The sequence below is a fragment of the Caulobacter sp. Root343 genome (assembly GCF_001425745.1).
Lineage (GTDB): Bacteria > Pseudomonadota > Alphaproteobacteria > Caulobacterales > Caulobacteraceae > Caulobacter.
Genome location: NZ_LMDF01000007.1, coordinates 20,718 through 36,105 on the forward strand (window position 1 = coordinate 20,718; position 15,388 = coordinate 36,105).

The 15,388-nt window shown below is 67.3% G+C and carries 15 protein-coding genes; 8 read left to right on the top strand and 7 right to left on the bottom strand.

Annotation, left to right across the window (positions count from 1 at the left end):
* The first annotated feature begins 61 nt into the window (after positions 1-61).
* The 3 genes from ASC70_RS12820 to ASC70_RS12830 are packed head-to-tail and all read left to right on the top strand — an operon-like array spanning position 62 to position 3,351.
* Positions 62-1,792: a tetratricopeptide repeat protein gene (locus ASC70_RS12820; protein ID WP_056050663.1), complete on the top strand. Its 1,731-nt coding sequence runs from the start codon at positions 62-64 to the stop codon at positions 1,790-1,792.
* A gap of 41 nt (positions 1,793-1,833) precedes the next feature.
* Entirely contained in the window at positions 1,834-2,706 is an 873-nt protein-coding gene (locus tag ASC70_RS12825) for a 4-(cytidine 5'-diphospho)-2-C-methyl-D-erythritol kinase (RefSeq protein ID WP_056050665.1), read from the top strand.
* A 9-nt stretch (positions 2,707-2,715) separates the two neighbouring features.
* The gene (locus tag ASC70_RS12830) at positions 2,716-3,351 is read left to right on the top strand and encodes a peptidylprolyl isomerase (protein ID WP_056050667.1); all 636 of its coding nucleotides are present in this window, start codon (positions 2,716-2,718) and stop codon (positions 3,349-3,351) included.
* On the opposite strand, the gene ASC70_RS12835 is transcribed toward ASC70_RS12830, so the two are convergent.
* The 3 genes from ASC70_RS12835 to ASC70_RS12845 all read right to left on the bottom strand — a co-directional run bounded on the left by ASC70_RS12835 (position 3,348) and on the right by ASC70_RS12845 (position 6,165).
* Positions 3,348-4,151 (bottom strand): lipid II flippase Amj family protein, encoded by an 804-nt coding sequence (locus ASC70_RS12835; RefSeq protein ID WP_056050668.1) that lies wholly within the window; start codon positions 4,149-4,151, stop codon positions 3,348-3,350. The two genes, ASC70_RS12830 and ASC70_RS12835, sit on opposite strands and share 4 nt — an antisense overlap.
* Positions 4,152-4,273: 122 nt before the next feature.
* On the bottom strand, positions 4,274-5,800 hold the full coding sequence (locus tag ASC70_RS12840; protein WP_047406250.1) for an ammonium transporter: 1,527 nt from the start codon (positions 5,798-5,800) through the stop codon (positions 4,274-4,276).
* 26 nt (positions 5,801-5,826) lie between these two features.
* The gene (locus ASC70_RS12845; RefSeq protein WP_004623580.1) at positions 5,827-6,165 is read right to left on the bottom strand and encodes a P-II family nitrogen regulator; all 339 of its coding nucleotides are present in this window, start codon (positions 6,163-6,165) and stop codon (positions 5,827-5,829) included.
* Positions 6,166-6,493: 328 nt separating this feature from the next.
* On the opposite strand from ASC70_RS12845, the gene ASC70_RS12850 reads away from it, so the two are divergent.
* From ASC70_RS12850 to glyS, 4 genes are all read left to right on the top strand, one after another.
* The gene (locus ASC70_RS12850) at positions 6,494-6,844 is read left to right on the top strand and encodes a DMT family protein (RefSeq protein ID WP_056050675.1); all 351 of its coding nucleotides are present in this window, start codon (positions 6,494-6,496) and stop codon (positions 6,842-6,844) included.
* An 85-nt stretch (positions 6,845-6,929) separates the two neighbouring features.
* Positions 6,930-7,874 carry a fasciclin domain-containing protein gene (locus tag ASC70_RS12855; protein WP_052196708.1) on the top strand — a complete coding sequence of 315 codons (945 nt, stop codon included), beginning with the start codon at positions 6,930-6,932 and terminating at the stop codon, positions 7,872-7,874.
* A 103-nt stretch (positions 7,875-7,977) separates the two neighbouring features.
* Positions 7,978-8,877 (top strand): glycine--tRNA ligase subunit alpha, encoded by a 900-nt coding sequence (locus ASC70_RS12860; protein WP_056050681.1) that lies wholly within the window; start codon positions 7,978-7,980, stop codon positions 8,875-8,877.
* Positions 8,878-8,883: 6 nt separating this feature from the next.
* On the top strand, positions 8,884-11,292 hold the full coding sequence (glyS, locus tag ASC70_RS12865; protein WP_056050683.1) for a glycine--tRNA ligase subunit beta: 2,409 nt from the start codon (positions 8,884-8,886) through the stop codon (positions 11,290-11,292).
* A 154-nt stretch (positions 11,293-11,446) separates the two neighbouring features.
* Here the strand turns inward: glyS and ASC70_RS12870 are convergent, their stop codons facing one another.
* The gene (locus tag ASC70_RS12870; RefSeq protein ID WP_056050685.1) at positions 11,447-12,289 is read right to left on the bottom strand and encodes a metal-dependent hydrolase; all 843 of its coding nucleotides are present in this window, start codon (positions 12,287-12,289) and stop codon (positions 11,447-11,449) included.
* Positions 12,290-12,362: 73 nt separating this feature from the next.
* On the opposite strand from ASC70_RS12870, the gene ASC70_RS12875 reads away from it, so the two are divergent.
* Positions 12,363-12,959: a TetR/AcrR family transcriptional regulator gene (locus ASC70_RS12875; RefSeq protein WP_047406236.1), complete on the top strand. Its 597-nt coding sequence runs from the start codon at positions 12,363-12,365 to the stop codon at positions 12,957-12,959.
* On the opposite strand, the gene ASC70_RS12880 is transcribed toward ASC70_RS12875, so the two are convergent.
* From ASC70_RS12880 to ASC70_RS12890, 3 genes are read right to left on the bottom strand one after another with little or no spacing between them, the layout of a single operon-like run.
* The gene (locus ASC70_RS12880) at positions 12,956-13,351 is read right to left on the bottom strand and encodes an NUDIX domain-containing protein (protein WP_056050687.1); all 396 of its coding nucleotides are present in this window, start codon (positions 13,349-13,351) and stop codon (positions 12,956-12,958) included. The genes ASC70_RS12875 and ASC70_RS12880 overlap by 4 nt on opposite strands.
* 35 nt (positions 13,352-13,386) lie before the next feature.
* Positions 13,387-14,493 carry a serine hydrolase gene (locus tag ASC70_RS12885; protein ID WP_056052733.1) on the bottom strand — a complete coding sequence of 369 codons (1,107 nt, stop codon included), beginning with the start codon at positions 14,491-14,493 and terminating at the stop codon, positions 13,387-13,389.
* 30 nt (positions 14,494-14,523) lie between these two features.
* Positions 14,524-15,387 (bottom strand): AraC family transcriptional regulator, encoded by an 864-nt coding sequence (locus ASC70_RS12890; protein WP_056050689.1) that lies wholly within the window; start codon positions 15,385-15,387, stop codon positions 14,524-14,526.
* Between the last annotated feature and the right edge of the window lies 1 nt (position 15,388).

The following is a 15,388-nucleotide window of genomic DNA, read 5'->3' on the forward strand; positions in this document are numbered from 1 at the left end:
CCCGGTTTCGGCCGGGAGGCTTTTTCTTGCGGACCACCTCGAAACCTCCGAGGGTGGGCGGATGACGCGTATCAAAGTCCTTTTCGCCTGCGTTTCCGTCTCCGTTCTGGCCGCCTGCGCCGCGCCTGGCGACGTGACGCTGCGAGGCCCCGTCGGCGCGGGGGCGTCGCTGTTCGACACCCGCACCTCCTATGGTCAGTTCCTGGCGGGCCAGGCGGCTCTGCGCGACGGCAAATCGAAGGAGGCGGCCACCTATTTCGGTACGGCCGCGGTGCTGGGCGAGGATCCCGGCGTGATCGGCGAGCGCTCGTTCACGGCCCTGCTGCTGGCGGGCGACATCAGCCGCGCGGCCCTGGCCGCCCCGACCGGTCCGGACGCCACCGAAGCGATCAAGCGGTTGGGCGTGCTGACCCGCGTCGTCGAATCCATCGCCGTCGGCAAGGGCAAGGACGCCCAGCTGCTGCTGAAGGGCGATCCGCCCGGCTTCCCGCATCAGCAAGCCGCCGCCTTGTTGGCGCCCTGGGCCGCGGCCGCGGCCGGGGACAACGAGGGCGCGATCGTCCAGCCGACCCTGCGCACCGACAAGCTGGTCCAGTATTTCGGCCAGCAGGGCCAGGCGCGCCTGTACGAACGGGCCAAGCGCTATGACGAGGCCGAGACCGATTACAAGGCCCTGACCGCCAACACGGCGACAGCCAGCATCTTCACGCTCGACTACGGCGCGTTCCTGGAGCGGCGCAAACGCCATGCCGACGCGGTGGCCGTCTATGACGCGGCCCTGCGCGCCGCGCCGAGCGACCTCGGTTTGCAGCGGGCCCGAGCCCGCGCGGCCGCCAAGGGCGCGCCGCCGCCGCTGCCGACCGTTCGCCAAGGCGCGGCCGAGGGTCTGGTGGCCTGCGCCGCCACCTTCGCCGGCGAGCGCCAGACCCAGTTCGCCCTGGCCTATCTGCGCCTGGCCTTGCGGCTGGATCCGGCCCGTGACGAGGCCTGGGTGCTGGTCGGCGATCTGCTGAACCAGAGCGAGGATCCGCAAGGCGCGATCGAGGCTTATGGCCACGTGCCGCCGGGCTCTCCGCACTATGCCTCGGCCCAGAGCAAGAGCGCCTGGGCCTGGAACGACCTGGGCGACAAGGCCAAGGCGCTAGAGGTGGCCCGCACTGCCGCCACGGCCGCGCCGAACGATCGCGACTCCCATGTCGCCCTGGCCGACCTGCTGCGAGCTGGAGGCCAGTGGAGCGAGTCCGTGGCCGTGCTGGACCCAATCATCGCTCGCGAGACGGATAAGCCCGACTGGCGGCTGCTCTATCTGCGCGCCGTGGCCCTGGAACAGGCCAAGCGCTGGCCCGAGGCCGAACGCGACCTGCAGGCGGCGCTGAAAGCCAATCCGGACGAGCCGGAGCTGTTGAATTTCCTCGGTTATTCGTGGATCGACCGCAACGAGCATCTGGCCGAGGCGCTGGGCATGGTCCAGAAGGCCGTCAGCGCGCGTCCGCAATCGGGCGCCATGCTCGACTCGCTAGGTTGGGCTTACTATCGGCTGGGTGACTACAAGACCGCCGTCGAGAAGCTGGAAGCCGCCGTCGAGATGGAGCCGGGTGATCCAGACGTGAACGGCCACCTTGGCGACGCGTACTGGAAGATCGGCCGCAAGACCGAGGCCGAGTTCCAGTGGCGGCGCGTCCTGAGCCTGGAGCCAGACGACAAGCAAAAGGCCGAGGCCGAGGCCAAGCTGAAGAACGGGCTGGGCCCAACGGGCGCGGCGGCGGTCAAGTCGACGGTCGTCAACAACTGAGCTATCGGGCGGACTTTCCTTCCAGCTGAGCTAGAGAATCCATGCGGCTGTCCGCCTTCGCCCCGGCCAAGGTCAATCTGTTCCTGCACGTGGGCGGGCCGGACGGCGAGGGCTATCACCCGATCTCCAGCCTGATGGTTTTCGCCGACGTCGGTGATCAGGTGGTGATCCAGCGCAGCGACGCGCCGGCCTTCGAGATCTCCGGGCCGTTCGGCGGCGCGATTTCGGCTGATGACGACAATCTCGTGATCCGCGCGGCCAAGGCGTTCCATGCCAAGCTGGGTGGGCCGGTTCCGCCGTATCGCCTGATCCTGGAAAAGCGCCTGCCGATCGCGGCAGGCCTGGGCGGAGGCTCCAGCGATGCGGGGGCAGCGCTGAAGCTGCTGCGCGACGCCCTGGCTCCCGATCTTTCCGATGACGACCTGGAGCCGATCGCCGCCAGCCTGGGCGCCGACGGCGCGGCCTGCCTGCGCGCCACGGCGCTGATGGCCGAGGGGCGAGGGGCGATCCTGACGCCCGCGCCGAAGCTGCCCGAGCTGCACGCGGTGCTGGTCAATCCGGGCGTCCCGTCGCCGACTGGCGCGGTCTATCGCGCCTATGACGCGGCCGTGCATCCCGGCGGCGCGGCGCGGCCGTTCCTGCCGTCCAATCTCGAAAGCGTGGAGGAGACCGCCGGCTGGCTGGCGGCGGCCACGCGCAACGACCTGGAGGCGCCGGCTGTCAGCCTGGAGCCGCGCATCGGGGAAGTGCTGGACGTCCTGCGCGACGAGCCTGAAAGTCTGCTGGTCCGGATGTCGGGCTCCGGGGCGACCTGCTTTGCTCTGTGCGCCGGCGACATCGAGGCCGAAGGTCTGGTCGAGCGTCTGGAGGCGATGCGGCCGGACTGGTGGGTGCGGCGCTGCCGCCTGTGCTAGGAGATCCGCATGAAGCGTCGTGACGTCCTGACGGGTCTGGCAGGCCTCGCCGCCACGCCAGGCTTGGCGCAGGGCCAAGTGCTAAACCTGCCGCCGACGCCGATCATGCCCGGGCCTGGTGATGTCGTCGTCAGCCTTGAGACCAGTCTCGGCGCGATCATCATCGCCTTGAAGGCCAAGCAGGCGCCGCTGACCACGGCCAACTTCCTCCAGTATGTCGATGGCAAGCTCTACGACGGGGCCAGCTTCTGGCGAGCGGCCAAGGCGCCCAGTTCGGTCGACTATGGTCTGATCGAGGGCGGCCTGGCCGGTGATCCGAAGAAGGTGCTCAAGCCCGTCGTCCACGAACCGACCACCCAGACCGGCTTGCGCCACGTCGATGGCACGCTTTCCCTGGCCCGCCGAGAGCCGGGCAGTGGCGACTCGGACTTCTTCATCTGCGTGGGTGAAGCGCCGTACCTGGACGCCAATCCGGCTGGCGAGGGCGACAACGCCGGTTTCGCGGCCTTTGGTCAGGTCGTGAAGGGCATGGAGATCGTCCGGAAGATCTTGAACCTGCCGACGCCCGGCGTGGCGACCAATCCGGTGATGAAGGGGCAAATGCTCGATCCGGTCGTGCCGATCCTCAGCGCGCGCCGCGTCTAGAGCATTCTCGCCAGCATCGCCACGCCGGTCGCCGCCGGGACTAGCAGAACTTGCGCCAGGACCGTGCCCGCCACGCGGCTGCCGGCGAACCAGACGACCGCGCGGCGGAAGGCGGCCTCGCTGACGCGGCCGTCCATCACGTCATCGGTCATAATCGACAAGGCGGGATCGATGAGTACGAACAGCAGGATCGTAGCCACCCCGTTGATCACCGATGACAGGCTCATGGCCGTGACCCGCAGCTGCGGGTCCAGATAGCCGGCATAAAGCGAGGCGAAGACTCCGACCGTCAGCAGGGCCTGGGCCAGGACGTTCATCACGATCACCCGGGCCGGGACATCGATCTTCTGCCGCAGCCCTTCGAGGTGGTGTGCCGAGGGCAGGGCGACCGCGTCGCGGATGTAGGATATCCCGCCCTTGGCGAAGGCGTGCATCAGTAGCTTCGGCACCGAGCGGTGGACCTGGAAGTGCGCCACGGCGCGGGTGAAAAGACGCTGGGCGGTCGGAACGGCCAGGGCGCCGACCAAGGCCGCCAGGCTGGCGCTGGCCATCAGCCACTGGAAGTCGGCTAGCAGGTGCTGGCCCGTGCCGGCCAGAAGATTGCTCTCGATCCGCTTGGACAGGAACGGGCCTTGGAAGGCATTCGAGGCGCGTGACAGCAGCACCAACACATTGAACAAGGCGAACGACATGGCGATCCGCCGGGTGCGGACGCCAGCGATGCGCACGGCGTAGGCCAGGGCGCCGACCAGGTGGATCACGAAGGTCAGGACGCACAGCAGGAAGAGTTGGACGTCCACGGTGATCTCCAGGCGAGCGTCGCAACTTGGCCGAACGAGCGCGAGACGCAAAGAGAAAGGGCGCGGAAGGTTTCCCTTCCGCGCCCTTCCGCGCCCTTCGGTTCCCGACGGGAGCCTACCGCTTAGCTGTGGTAGGCGCGTTCGCCGTGTTCCGAGATATCCAGGCCTTCTTCCTCGGCTTCGGCCGAGGCGCGGACGCCGATGACCAGCTTGATGATGAAGAAGACGATGGCCGAAGCGATGGCCGACCAGATGATCGTCACGCCGACAGCCTTCACTTGCGACATCACCTGGGTGGCCAGGTTGTAGACGGCCGTGTCGCAGGTGGAGATGTCGCCATCCTTGGCGCAGCTGGCGTAGTCGACCACGCCGGCGCCGCCCCAGGCGGGGTTGACCAGCAGACCGGTGCCGATGGCGCCGACGATGCCGCCGATGCCATGGATGCCGAAGGCGTCCAGGCTGTCGTCGTACTTCAGGGCGTTCTTCACGACCGAGCAGAAGAAGATGCAGATCGGCGAGACGACCAGACCCAGGATGATCGAGCCCATCGGACCGGCGAAGCCGGCGGCCGGGGTGACGGCCACGAGGCCGGCGACCAGGCCCGAGGCCAGGCCCAGGGCCGACGGCTTCTTGCGGGTGACCCACTCGACGACGATCCACGACAGACCGGCGGCGGCGGTGGCCAGGAAGGTGTTGATCATGGCCAGCGAGGCGTAACCGTTCGATTCCAGGTTCGAGCCGGCGTTGAAGCCGAACCAACCCACCCACAGCAGACCAGCGCCCACGAGGGTCAGGGTCAGCGAGTGCGGGGGCATCGGTTCCTTGCCGTAACCTTGGCGCTTGCCCAGGATCAGGGCGCCGATCAGAGCGGCGATACCGGCGTTGATGTGAACCACGGTGCCGCCGGCGAAGTCGAGGGCGCCGAAGCCCCAGGACAGGCCCGACTTGATCGGGTCGGTCGGGTGCAGGGCGATGGCGTCAGGACCAGGCCACCACCAGACCATGTGAGCGATCGGATAGTAGGAGAGCAGCGGCCACAGAACGGCGAACACGACGATCGCCGAGAACTTGAAGCGCTCCACCAGCGAGCCGACGACCAGGGCGGCGGTGATGGCCGCGAAGGTCGACTGGAAGGCGATGAAGGTCAGTTCAGGGATGACGACGCCGGTCGAGAAGGTGGCGACGGTGCTGGAGGGGGTGACGTCCTTCAGGAAGATGCGGCCCAGGCCGCCCACGAAGGTGTCCCAGCTGCCGCCGTCGGTGAAGGCGAAGCTGTAGCCCCAGAGAGCCCAGGCCAGGATGCCGATGATGCCGACGGTCGAAACCTGCATCATCACCGACAGCATGTTCTTGGCGCGCACCAGGCCGCCGTAGAACAGGGCCAAGCCGGGGATGATCATCAGCAGGACCAGCAGGGTCGAGACCAGCATCCAGGCGTTGTCGCCCTTGTCCGACTTGTCCACGATGGTCGGAGCGGCGGCGGGCGCCGGGGCGGCGGCCGGAGCCGGCGCGGCCTCGGCGGGCGCGGCGGCGGTAGCGGCGGCCGGCGCGGGCGCGGCCTCCTGGGCGAAGGCGGTCGCCCCCAGCGGAGCCCCCGCCAGGGTCGCGGCGAGCAGCAGCCCGGCCAGCGGTTTGAAGGTGAGTTTCATCGTCGGTATCCCCTTTTCCCGATGCGTTACAGAGCGGCCGAGCCGGTTTCGCCGGTGCGGATGCGGACGGCTTCCTCGACGTTCAAGACGAAGATCTTGCCATCGCCGATCTTGCCGGTGGCCGCGGCGGCCTTGACCGCTTCGACGGCCTTGGCGGCGGACGCGTCGTCCACGACCGCTTCGAGTTTCACTTTCGGCACGAAATTCACCTGGTACTCGGCGCCCCGGTAGATCTCGGTCTGGCCCTTCTGGCGGCCGTAGCCCTTCACTTCAGAAACCGTCAGGCCTTCGACGCCGGCGGCGACGAGCGCTTCGCGCACCTCGTCCAGCTTGAAGGGTTTGACGACCGCTATGATCAGTTTCATCCGCCTTGCTCCGACCCGCTGAAGCACGGGCTTGCTTTGCTTGGTTGTCAGAAGCGGAAGACCGCCCCCGGTTTGATCACCGCCGACGCCGCCATCACGCGCTGCATCGTTTCCCCGGCGCGGCCACGCTATCGGCGACGGTTCCGTGACGGGGCTCAAGGACAAGAATTTGGAAAGGAAATAGGCAAGGCGCCTAAAATGTGTGCGATCGGCGCTGCATTTGCGTCAGAAACCGGCGATTCGGGTCGACGGGACGGTGGTGGCGAGGGGGAGGGCTCTTGCTCTAGGTTGCGAGAATCCCCATCGCCCAGTTCCGGAGCCTTTCGACATGCCGCCACTCGCTATGAAGATCGCGCCCTGGCTGCTGCTGGTGTTGTCGAATGTCTTCATGACCTATGCCTGGTATGGCCATCTGAAAGGCAAGCCGATGGCGCTGCCCGTGGCGATCCTGTCCAGCTGGCTGATCGCGCTTCCCGAATACATGCTGGCCGTTCCCGCCAATCGCATCGGGCACAGCATGTATTCGACAGCGCAGTTGAAGGTTGGGCAAGAGGTCATCACCTTACTGGTCTTTACGCTGTTTTCCTATTTCTACCTCGGAGAAGCGATCAAGTGGACGACGCTTGCTGGCTTTGCGCTGATCGTCTGCGGCGTGGCTGTGGTGTTCTTCTTCAAGTAGAGCTTCGTGGCTATCACGAGGCCGTGATCGCGGAACCGAGTCCCCGGTCCGGGCGTACACCGCTCGAACCGAGAGGAACTCGACCATGTACATTCAGCGTCTCTTGACCGCCGCCGCGGCTATCGCCCTGCTGGCCGGCGCCGCCCAAGCCCAGGACATGACCTCGTCGGCGCCCGCCGCGCAGGCGCCGGCCGCCGCTTCGCCGGTCGTCGCCAAGGGCGATCTGATCGAAACGGCGCAAGCCTCGGGCCAATTCAACACCTTCCTGAAGGCCGTTTCGGCGGTGAACCTGACCAGCGTCCTGAAGACCAATCAGAACCTGACCCTGTTCGCCCCGACCGACGCGGCCTTCGCGGCCTTGCCGGCCGGCGAGCTGGACAAGCTGATGCTGCCCGAGAATGGGCCGCTGCTGCAGAAGGTGCTGACCTATCACCTGATCAACGCGAAGGTGGACTCCACCAAGATCAAGGGCGCCAAGGGCGAGGTGAAGAGCGTCGAGGGCTCGCCCTTGCTGCTGGACGGCAGCGGGGCGACGCCAATGGTCGACAACGCCGCCATCGTCCAGACCGACGTGATGGCCAGCAACGGCGTGCTGCACGTCGTCGACAAGGTGCTGCTGCCCAAGGACGTTCCCGGCCTGCAGGCCGCGGCCACGCCGTCGGCCACCGACCCGGGCGCGACCATGAACGTGGCCGCCAACGAGCAGGTCGCGCCGGCCATGCCGTCGGATCCGACGACCCCGTCGGCTCAAGCTACCACGCCGTCCGCCACGACCGCGCCGACCTCGACCACCGACCTGGCCGCCGATCCGGCCGCCTCGCCGTCGGCCATGGCCGCCCCGGCCGCCGGGGTGAACACTTCGGGCACGGTCCCGGTGTCGTCGCAATCGCCGGACGCCCAGGCCTCTTTGAAGGCCGGCGACGCCAATGTGGTCTCCAACCCGCCGGTCGCCGACACGCCGGAGAACCGCGCCAAGTACGGCAAGCCGATGTCGAACGCCGGCAAGCGCACCGCCCCGCGCGGCAACTAGTTCGCCGCCTGGCACTTTCGCCGGACACGCTCCGGACATCGCTTGAAGCAGCAGTCGGCGGGCCCTATGGTCCGCCGACTTTTTTCCAGCCCTGCTTTGATTGATGTCGCGCGAAAAACCCAAGTCCTTCCAGAGCCTGATCCTGACGCTCCATGACTATTGGAGCCGGCAGGGCTGCATCATCCTGCAACCGCATGACGTGGAAGTGGGGGCGGGGACCCTGCACCCGGCCACGGTGCTGCGCGCCCTGGGCCCCAAGCCGTGGAACGCGGCCTATGTGCAGCCCTCGCGCCGCCCGGGCGACGGGCGCTATGGCGAGAACCCCAACCGCCTGCAGCACTATTACCAGTACCAGGTGATCCTGAAGCCGAACCCCGAGAACATGCAGGACCTGTATCTCGGCTCGCTGGAAGCGATCGGCCTTGATTTGCGCACCCACGACATTCGCTTCGTCGAGGACGATTGGGAAAACCCGACCGTCGGCGCCTGGGGCCTGGGCTGGGAAGTCTGGTGCGACGGCATGGAAGTCAGCCAGTACACCTATTTCCAGCAGGTCGGCGGCCTGGACGTCTCGCCGGTGGCCGGCGAACTGACCTACGGCCTGGAACGCCTGGCCATGTACGTGTTCGGCGTCGACAACGTCTACGACCTGCCGTTCAACGACCCCGACTCGCCGCTGGGCGCCACGACCTATGGCGAAGTGTTCCTGGAGAACGAGCGCCAGCAGTCGGAGGCCAACTTCCACGGCTACGACGTCGCCGTGCTCAAGCAGCAGTTCGAGCAGATGGAACAGCAGGTCCCGCTGATGCTGGCCCGCTCGTATCAGGGCAAGGCCCTGGTGCTGCCCGCCTACGACATGGTCCTCAAGGCCAGCCACCTCTTCAACCTGATGAACGCCCGCGGCGCGATCGCGGTCGCCGAGCGCGCCAGCTACATCGGCCGCATCCGCGACCTCTGTAAGCTGTGCGCCAGCGCGTGGGTCGATCAGCAGGAAGCCGCGTAAGTACCGATGCCCCAACTTCTTCTCGAACTGTTCTCCGAAGAGATCCCGGCCCGCATGCAGGCCCAGGCCGCCAAGGACCTGGAGCGCATGGCGCGCGAGCATCTGGCCGCCGCCGGCTTCCTGCCCGAGGCCCTGAAGACCTTCGCCGGCCCGCGCCGCCTGACCCTCGTGGCCGAGGGCCTGCCGCTGGCCCAGGCTGACCGCAAGGAAGAGCTCAAAGGTCCCCGCGTCGGCGCTCCTCCTCAAGCGATGGAAGGCTTCCTGCGCAAGGCGGGCCTGACGCAAGACCAGCTGGTCGAGCGCGACGGCGTCTACATGGCCTTCATCGAGAAGAAGGGCCGCCCAACGCCGGAGATCGTCGCCGAGATGGTCGAGGCGATCGTCCGCAACTTCCCCTGGCCCAAGTCGATGACCTGGGGGACCAAGAAGTTGCGCTGGGTGCGTCCGCTGAAGCGGATCCTCTGCGTGCTGGACCGCGAGGTCGTGCCGTTCGCCATCGAGGGGATCGAAAGCGGCGACATCACCGAAGGCCACCGTTTCATGGGCGACGCCCAGCCGTTCGTCGCGAAGGATTTCGACGAGTACGCGGCCGGTCTGGAAGCTCACTACGTCGTGCTTGACGTCGAGGAGCGCAAGGAACGCATTCTCGAGGGCTGCAAGACCCTGTGCTTCGCGCGCCATCTCGAGTTGGTCGAAGACCAGGGCCTGCTGGAAGAGGTCGCGGGCCTCGCCGAATGGCCGACGCCGGTGCTGGGCGACATGGATCCGGTGTTCCTCAGCCTGCCGTCCGAGGTCATCCGCACCTCGATGCGCACCCACCAGAAGTACTTCGCCGTCCGCAAAGCGGGCGAGCAGGGCCTGGCGCCGCACTTCATCACCATCGCCAACATCCAGGCGGCCGACGGCGGCGCGGTGATCGCGGCCGGCAACGCCAAGGTGCTGTCCTCGCGCCTGTCCGACGCCCGCTTCTTCTGGGACGAGGACGTCAAGGTCGGCTTCGAGCCGTGGCTGAAGAAGCTGGACGGGGTGACCTTCCACGCCAAGCTCGGGACCATGGCCCAGCGCGTCGAGCGCATCGTCGCCCTGGCTGGCGAGATCGCCCCGCTCGTGGGCGCTGACGTCGAGAAGACCAAGGAAGCCGCGCGCCTGGCCAAGGCCGATCTCGCTTCGCAGATGGTCGGCGAGTTCCCCGAGCTGCAGGGGATCATGGGCGGCTATTACGCCCGGACCTTCGGCCTGGACGGCGAGATCGCCGATGCGGTGCGGGACCACTACAAGCCGCAAGGGCCGTCTGATGCGGTGCCGACCGCGCCGGTGAGTGTGGCGGTGGCGCTGGCGGACAAGCTGGACACGCTGGTCGGCTTCTTCGCGATCGACGAAAAGCCGACGGGGTCGAAGGATCCCTATGCGCTGCGCCGCGCGGCGTTGGGCGTGATCCGGATCATTCTAGAGAATCAAATTCACGCCGAGTTACGCCCGCTAGCCGTGAAATCTCTCGTGGCAATGCACGCGAATTTGGACTCTACGAGACTACACGCGATTTGGGGTCGTATCGAGTATGGTGGTCTCGTCGACTCTATTTCGGATGAAGATATTCAATTCCTGCTGCAGTCCTATTTCGTCGACCGTTGGCTGAATTTCGACGGTGTTGTCGACGATCTACAAAAGAAATCAAAGGCCGCTCACGGTGTTGTAAGTCCAGACTCCGAGGTCGGCACGGCAGTTCTAAAGTTGCACAAGCCCGTGGGTGAGCGGATCATTGATCTGGCCTACTTGGTTGAACGAGTTAGAGATCCATCAAAAGAGTTGTCCGAACTGACGCATGAGAACGACGTCAAGCACGTCCGGGCGGAAATTGAAAATATTCCGAATATCGTGGCGGAGAAGTTCTCGAAGGATCTTCGTGATTTCGATAGTTTCTTCGCCGACCGTCTGAAGGTCACCCTCCGCGACCAAGGCAAACGCCATGACCTCGTTGACGCGGTCTTCGCCTTAGGCGACGACGACCTCGTTCGCATCGTCGCGCGGGTCGAGGCCCTGGACGGTTTCCTGAAGACCGACGACGGCAAAACCCTGATGGCTGGCTACAAGCGTGCTTCCAACATCCTCAAGGCCGAGGAGAAGAAGGGCGCTCTGCCGACCGGCGAGCCGCAGGCTCCGGCCGCCGGCAGCGACGCCGAGGTCCAGCTGTTCGACGCCCTGCGCGTGCTGAAGGCGCCGCTGGCCGACGCCCTGGCCAGGGAAGACTTCACCGGCGCCATGGCTCAGCTCGCTGGCCTGCGCGGTCCGGTCGACGCCTATCTGGACGGCGTGTTCGTGAATGATCCCGAGCACCGCGACAACCGCTTGAAGACGCTGGCGGCGGTGCGCGACGCCATGGGCCAGGTGGCGGACTTCGGGCTGATCGCGGGCTAACCCCATCCGACCTCCCCGGCGAAAGCCGGGGTCCAGATCGAACCCAGAGCGCCGTGCGGCTTCGCGCGGCGCTCTTTCGCATTCACGGCTGACGCCCAGGATGAAACTGGGCCCCGGCTTTCGCCGGGGAGGTCGGGGTTAGGGAGGACCCTCGCTAAGCCGCCGCCACGTCGAACTCCGCCTTCCAGTCGGCCACCAGGGCGCGGTCGTCCTGGTCCCATGGGTGGAAGCCTGGCCGGTACCAGGCCAGGTAGGTCTTCCAGCCGCGGCGGAAGATGCCGGGGTTGCCCCACACGAACCGCTTCACGGCCTTCAGCGCCGCCTTGGGCGTGTAGCCGTCGGCCTCCAGCAGTCGGGCGGCGTAGCGGCTGATGTTGCGGGTGAACATGAGGGTCACCAGGACCATCGCCCGGCAGCGGATCATGTAGCGGCGCAGCGGCGGCCAGTCCTTGGTGACTTCCAGGAAGACGTCGTAGGCCACGGCCTTGTGCTCGGTCTCTTCCATGGCGTGCCAGCGCCACAGCTGCTCGACGCCGGCGGGAGCGCCGTCAAACAGGTCGCGATGGCGGGCGTGCATCTCGGCCATCATCGCCGTGAAATGCTCGAGCGCGATGGTCGACAGCAGCATGGCCATCTTGCCCCGTCCGCGGACCAGCTCGACGCGGCCGCGAATAGCCGCCTCAACCTCGGTCACCGGATAGCGCTGGCGATCGATAAGACTGTTCAGCTGGTGGTGCTCGCGCGAGTGGATGGCCTCTTGCGCGATGAAGCCGCGCACGTCCTCGGCCAGCTTGCCGGTCAGCAGGTGGCGGTAGTTCTTCACCGCGTCCATGAACACCCGCTCGCCGTCCGGGAAGGTCAGGGACAGGGCGTTGAACACCGCCGTGCCGACCGGATCGCCGCCCAGCCAATGGCCCTGACGGGCGTCCTCCAGCGAAAAGCGGATGTCGCGCGGCTGGACGGTCAGGTCGCCGGGCGTGGTTTTGGTGTCGGTCATGGCGTTGCGCGCTCCGCCGGTTTACGGCTCTGTCGGCCTGTCTCGCGGTCATGAGTGAGTTATACTGACAAAAATGTCAATAGAAGCATCCGCTCCGAAACCGCGCGTCCGCCGCTCGCCCGAGGCGGCGCGCGAGAACATTCTGGCCGCCGCCGAGGCCTTGCTGGTCGAGCACGGTCCGCAGGCGATCAAGCTGGCCGACGTGGCCAAGGCCGCCGGGGTGGTCCACGCCAACGTCATCCATCACTTCGGCTCGATTGCCGGCGTCGAGACAGCGCTGATGGAGCGGATGATCCGCCAGCTGGCCGACAAGATCATCGCCGGCTTCAACGAGGAGGGCGCGACGCCTGGCTTCGGCGCCCAGGCCTTGTTCGACGCGTTCGAGGCCAAGGGCGCGGCGCGGCTGGCTGCTTGGCTGGAGCTGACCGGCGAGGGGCGGCGCATGACCCTGGTCCGGGCGGTGGTCGACCAGGTGGTCCAGACGCGACTGGCGCGCGAGGTGGTCGCCGACCGCGAGGCGGCGGTCGATTTCATCCTGCTGAACATCATCCTGGCCATCGGCGTGGGCCTGTTCGGCCCGACCCTCAGCGAGCTGCTCGGCCGGCCGCCCGAGCGGGCGCGAGAGCTGGCGCTGGAGCTGATCCAGGGCCGGATCAGCGGTAAGCTCTAGACCCGCGCCAGCAGAGCCGGCAGCACCGCGTCGGTCAGCAGCGGCGCCAGGCGCAGATCGCCCGGCGCGGCCGGGTCGATCCAGGCCAGCTCCTCGATCTCAGCCAGCGCGGCGATGTCGCCCTCGACCGACGCCAGGTAGGTGGCCGATTGCACCGTGAAGCCGGCCTCGTTGGCGGCCGGGGCGGAGAACCGGCCCAGCAGCTCGGCGTGGACCAGCCGGCAGCCCAGCTCTTCCGCCAGCTCGCGGGCCAGGGTGGTCAGGTCGTCCTCGTCGCGATCGCGCTTGCCGCCGGGCTTCATGTAGGTGGTCGTGCCGCGCTTGCGGACCAGCAGCATGCGGCCGTCCGCGTCGCGGATCACGGCGGTGACGATGTCGAGGACGCGGCTCATGACGGCAGGGTAGCCGCGTCCCGAGATTCGGGCCGCTACTTCTCGATCGCCGCCAGGATGTGCTCGGTCAGCAGCTTCTCGGAGATGGCGTGCGGCTGGCGGACGCCGAAGTTGGTGGTGGTGATCACGGCGACCAGATCGAGGTCCGGAACGATGGCCACCTTGTTGCCGCCTGAGCCGCTCATCAGCCAGGCCTTGTGGTCGGCCCCATCAGATCCTGGGAAGGTCTGCAACCAGATCAGATAGCCGTAGTCGGTGTTTTCTCGGGCGTTGGCGTGCGGAGCCACGGAAGCCCTCACGAACTCGGCCGGCAAGACGGTCTTGCCGTCCCACTGGCCGCCGTTCGCGTAGAGTTGGCCCAGTTTCAGCAGGTCGCGACTACGCAGGCCCAGGCCGCCGCCGCCCATGGCGAGGCCCTTCGGCGACATTTGCCAGTGCGGGGCCTCAATGCCGAGCGGCTTGAACAGGACCTCATCGGCGAAGGCGGGCAGGGGCTTCTTCACTGCATTCTGGACGACCGCGCCCAGGGTCACGACGCCCGCGGTGCAGTAGCTGAAGGCGCGGCCGTAGGGCGCGGCCTCGGGTTTGGGGCTCCACTCCGGAAAGCCGCGCACCGGCAGGTCGAGGTAGAAGCCCACCCAGTCCTCGATCAGGTACATCCGCTCCTCGTTGCCGCGCGAGTATTGGTTGTCGTCGTCGCACTCGGCGATCGAGCTCATGGTCAGCAAGTCCTCTACCGTGACCCTGTCCTTGCGCGGATCCGGATTGGCGGCCGGCGGCCGGTCCTTGAGGTAGGTCTTGATCGGCGCCTGGACGCTGGGCAGAGCGCCGCGGGCGATCGCCGCCCCGGCCAGCATGGCGGTGACGGTCTTGGTGGTGGAGCGTGTGTTGCGCCGCGCCTCCGGCCCGCCATCCGGCTTGCCCTCGTCGTAATAGGCCTCGAACACCAGCTTGCCGTGGCGGGCGATCAGGACGCTGGTGATCTGCTGGAACTGACCGGCCTTGATGGCGACGGACATCGCGTCGAGCTTGGCGGCGGATAGGCCTTCGGCGGCGGGCGTCGCGACGGGCAGGTCGGACGCGGCGAGCGCGTTGGACAGCGGAGAGAGGGCCAGGGCGGCGGCGAAGGCGAGGGCTTTCAAGGGCGGGAACTCCACGGAGACGCCCGAGCTCTAAGCCGCGTCGGACGTCTCGTCTTGGACGCGTGCAACATCCGGCGGGCGGCCACACAGCCGGGCGAACTCGCCGGGCGTGACGCCATAGGCGCGCTGGAACTGGCGATTGAGGTGGCTCTGGTCGCAGAATCCGCAGGCCAGGGCGATCTCGCCGATCGGATCGCGGCCGCGCATCAGAAGGTCGGCGGCGCGCTCCAGGCGACGGGTTCGCAGCCGATCGCCCGGCGCCGCGCCCATCCAGCGGCGATAGCCGCGCGCCAGGTGGACCGGATGTACGCCCGCTACGCGAGCCAGGTCGGCGACGCCGATCGGCTGGTCGAAGGCGTCGGCCAGATAGGTCTCGGTGAGTTCCAGCCAGGACGGGAGCCGTTCGCCGTCGCGTGTCGGGCTCAAGGCCTGGGCCGCCAATTCCAGGCTCAGGCCCTCCAGCGACAGGGGCTCGGCGTCGCGAGCGAGCAAGGCGCGAGTCAGGCGCAGGGCCGCGCGGCGCGCATCAGGGCCAACGAGCCGCAGGGCGTCGATCGCCGCGCCGCGTCCGGCGTCAGCCAAGGCTCGCCAGTCCGAGGCCTCGAAGCTGACAGCTAGAAAGTAGCCGCCGACCTCGACGAAGCGGTCGCGATGGACGACTCCGGGCGGATTGAAGACCAGCACCGGCCCTTCGGTCTCTGGACCGGCGGCGGTGGTGATGTAGCGGCCGTGGGTGGCCAGCACGAAGTGGGCGTCGTCGTGGCTGTGCTCGTCGACGTGCTCGGCGCGCTTGGTGGCTTCCAGATGCGCAAGACGTACGCCTGGCAGGCGGCGTTCAATTGTGGGCGCGCCGTAGAACCGGCCTTGGCTGAAGGCGGTTCTCGGCGCGGCCATG

Bases quoted from the DNA above. Each gene is read 5' to 3' on its own strand.
- glyS (WP_056050683.1), top strand. From the start codon at position 8,884: ATGCCCCAACTTCTTCTCGAACTGTTCTCCGAAGAGATCCCGGCCCGC.
- ASC70_RS12860 (WP_056050681.1), top strand. From the start codon at position 7,978: ATGTCGCGCGAAAAACCCAAGTCCTTCCAGAGCCTGATCCTGACGCTC.
- ASC70_RS12840 (WP_047406250.1), bottom strand. From the start codon at position 5,800: ATGAAACTCACCTTCAAACCGCTGGCCGGGCTGCTGCTCGCCGCGACC.
- ASC70_RS12825 (WP_056050665.1), top strand. From the start codon at position 1,834: ATGCGGCTGTCCGCCTTCGCCCCGGCCAAGGTCAATCTGTTCCTGCAC.
- ASC70_RS12830 (WP_056050667.1), top strand. From the start codon at position 2,716: ATGAAGCGTCGTGACGTCCTGACGGGTCTGGCAGGCCTCGCCGCCACG.
- ASC70_RS12870 (WP_056050685.1), bottom strand. From the start codon at position 12,289: ATGACCGACACCAAAACCACGCCCGGCGACCTGACCGTCCAGCCGCGC.
- ASC70_RS12880 (WP_056050687.1), bottom strand. From the start codon at position 13,351: ATGAGCCGCGTCCTCGACATCGTCACCGCCGTGATCCGCGACGCGGAC.
- ASC70_RS12855 (WP_052196708.1), top strand. From the start codon at position 6,930: ATGTACATTCAGCGTCTCTTGACCGCCGCCGCGGCTATCGCCCTGCTG.
- ASC70_RS12845 (WP_004623580.1), bottom strand. From the start codon at position 6,165: ATGAAACTGATCATAGCGGTCGTCAAACCCTTCAAGCTGGACGAGGTG.
- ASC70_RS12820 (WP_056050663.1), top strand. From the start codon at position 62: ATGACGCGTATCAAAGTCCTTTTCGCCTGCGTTTCCGTCTCCGTTCTG.
- ASC70_RS12890 (WP_056050689.1), bottom strand. From the start codon at position 15,387: ATGGCCGCGCCGAGAACCGCCTTCAGCCAAGGCCGGTTCTACGGCGCG.
- ASC70_RS12850 (WP_056050675.1), top strand. From the start codon at position 6,494: ATGCCGCCACTCGCTATGAAGATCGCGCCCTGGCTGCTGCTGGTGTTG.
- ASC70_RS12875 (WP_047406236.1), top strand. From the start codon at position 12,363: ATGTCAATAGAAGCATCCGCTCCGAAACCGCGCGTCCGCCGCTCGCCC.